This is a genomic window from Oleiphilus sp. HI0086 (assembly GCF_001635225.1).
The window spans coordinates 1-2,616 of sequence record NZ_LWFZ01000819.1; the positions used below are offsets into that span (position 1 = coordinate 1).

The 2,616-nt window shown below is 45.3% G+C and carries 2 protein-coding genes; both read left to right on the forward strand.

From position 1 onward, the window contains the following. A partial coding sequence (ispC, locus tag A3756_RS14675) for a 1-deoxy-D-xylulose-5-phosphate reductoisomerase (protein WP_068553757.1) occupies nt 1–1,173 on the forward strand: 1,173 nt, incomplete at its 5' end. 22 nt (nt 1,174–1,195) lie between these two features. Beyond that, nucleotides 1,196–2,566, forward strand: coding sequence for an RIP metalloprotease RseP (rseP, locus tag A3756_RS14680; RefSeq protein ID WP_068553758.1), 1,371 nt, complete (start codon nt 1,196–1,198; stop codon nt 2,564–2,566). The last annotated feature ends 50 nt before the right edge of the window (nt 2,567–2,616 follow it).

Genomic DNA, 2,616 nt, shown 5'->3' on the forward strand with positions numbered 1-2,616 from the left:
GTCTTGGGGGCGACCGGCTCTATTGGTCTAAACACGCTCGACGTGATTAGTCGGCACCCAGACAGGTATCGGGTATTTGCTCTGACGGCGCATCGCAGTGTCGAGCAAATGCTAGCTCTGTGTTTGAAGCACTCCCCAAGTATTGCGGTTATGGTGGATGAAGATGCTGCGCAATGCTTGCAGGGTGAGTTGCTAAAACATGCTTCTGATATCAAAGTTTTGGCAGGTGCGGAGTCTCTGGAATGTGTGTCCGCACATGATGATGTTGATGTCGTCATGGCTGCAATCGTTGGTGCAGCCGGGCTAGAGGCGAACCTTGCTGCTGCTAGAAAAGGTAAGAAAGTTTTACTAGCGAATAAAGAGTCCTTAGTTATGTCTGGCCAGCTCTTTACGGAAGAGGTGAGTCGTTCAGGTGCAACGCTATTGCCTATCGATAGCGAGCACAACGCGATATTTCAATGTCTTCCTGGTTCCTATCAGTGTGGCCAGTCTTTAGAACGAGAAGTGCAGCGTGTATTGCTCACTGCCTCAGGTGGGCCTTTCAGGGGGTGGTCTCGTGATCGCCTTAGTACGGTGACGCCAGAACAGGCCTGCGCACACCCAAACTGGCAGATGGGAAGTAAAATCTCAGTAGATTCTGCCACGCTTATGAATAAGGGTTTGGAGCTAATCGAAGCGTGTTGGTTGTTCGATATCAGTCCGAAAGATATCGAGGTTCATGTTCATCCTGAGAGTATTGTTCATTCCATGGTTGAATACTTGGATGGCTCGGTCATAGCGCAAATGGGAAGCCCCGATATGCGTACACCAATTGCCTATGGCTTGGCGTGGCCCGAAAGAATTGCCTCAGGTGCCATTTCATTAGACTTATTTGAAGTTGCTCAACTAAACTTTGAAAAGCCTGATCTTGAAAACTTTCCCTGCCTTAAGTTGGCTCAAGAGGCTTTTGATGTTGGTGGTACTGCGTGTACGGTCTTAAATGCTGCGAATGAAGTTGCTGTCGCGTCCTTTCTAAAAGGTAATGTCTCCTTTACTGCTATCCCTGATATTATTGCGTCAACATTAGAAGATGCCTCAATCGCTCCAATAACATCAGTTAATCAGATATTGTCTGTTGATGAAGAGGCTAGAGTTATAGCTCAACAGCAAATAATGAAGAAGAAACGGCCTTAATGAAGATGAGCCAGTATATTTAATGACACTGATTCAGACCATACTCTCGCTAATTATTACGCTTGGTATTCTAGTTACGATCCATGAATATGGACATTACTGGGTTGCCAAGCGTTGTGGTGTCAAGGTCCTACGATTTTCAGTAGGCTTTGGGCGCCCGATTTTTATGTGGAAAAACAAGGATGGAACCGAGTTTGCCATTGCTAGTATTCCTTTAGGTGGCTTCGTCAAGATGCTTGACGAACGCGAAGCCCCTGTAGAAACCGCTTTGCTTCCTTATGCTTTTAATCGCAAGCCTGTCTCGCAGCGTATTGCGATAGTGTCAGCAGGCCCTATCGCGAACTTTCTATTTGCTATTGCAGCTTACTGGCTGATGTTCATTATTGGCTTCAGTGCCTTGACTCCAACAATAGGTGAAATTGATCAGGAGTCCGTTGCAGCAAGGGCTGGTTTGTATCCTGGTCTTGAAATAACTCAGGTGGATGGGCGAGATACTCTGAGTTGGCGCTCTGTCAGTATGGCTTTAGTGAACCGTATCGGCGACAGCGGTGATATTGAATTATTCGCTAAGGCTGGTGCTAGTGACACTGCTGATGGTTATACATTAAGTGTTGAAAACTGGATGTTGGACCGTGAGCCACATGGACTGCTTAAGGACTTAGGTGTCCACCCATTAAAGCCGCCTGTTCCCGCAGTAATGGGGAGTGTCTTAGCCGATAGTCCGGCTGAACAGGGTGGCTTAAAAGCGGGCGATAAAGTAATTGAGGCCGGCGGTAAAGTTATTGAAGACTGGTTTGCTTTTGTCGATGTAATCAAAGTCTCTGCTGAAAAAGATGTTGTCGTTAAGGTTGAGAGGAGTGGAGAAAACAATGGGCTTATTGTCGAGACTCTGTCACTTAGACCAGAAGTATTTATACGTGAAGACGGTGCCTCGGTTGGTCGTTTAGGAGTCAGTGTTCAGCCCTTTACTTACCCGAAAGAGATGATAAGAACGATAAGCTACGGTCCTCTTGAATCCCTGATGCAGGCGAGTGAACAAGTTTGGGCTGATTGTGTTATGACACTTAACGCGATCAAGAAGATGATTATGGGCTTAATTTCTCTTGATAACCTGAGTGGCCCGATAACCATCGCTCAAGTAGCAAGTGAGTCTATCGAGTCAGGTTCTGAAGAGTTTTTGCGTTTTCTAGCTTTATTAAGCGTAAGCTTAGGAATCTTAAATTTACTGCCCATTCCTGTCTTGGATGGAGGGCATATTTTTTACTATTTGATCGAAGCTGTAAAAGGCGAACCACTATCTGAGAAATGGCAGGTGTTGGGTTTAAAAGTAGGGGTGTCATTTATATTGATACTTATGTCTCTAGCTTTATATAACGATATTATGCGTTTGTAGTGGTTATTCATTAATAGGATTGTCTGTGTTTGGCGTAAAAAAAATAATTC

Coding starts and splice junctions, on each gene's coding strand:
- rseP (WP_068553758.1), top strand. CDS start 1,196: ATGACACTGATTCAGACCATACTCTCGCTAATTATTACGCTTGGTATT.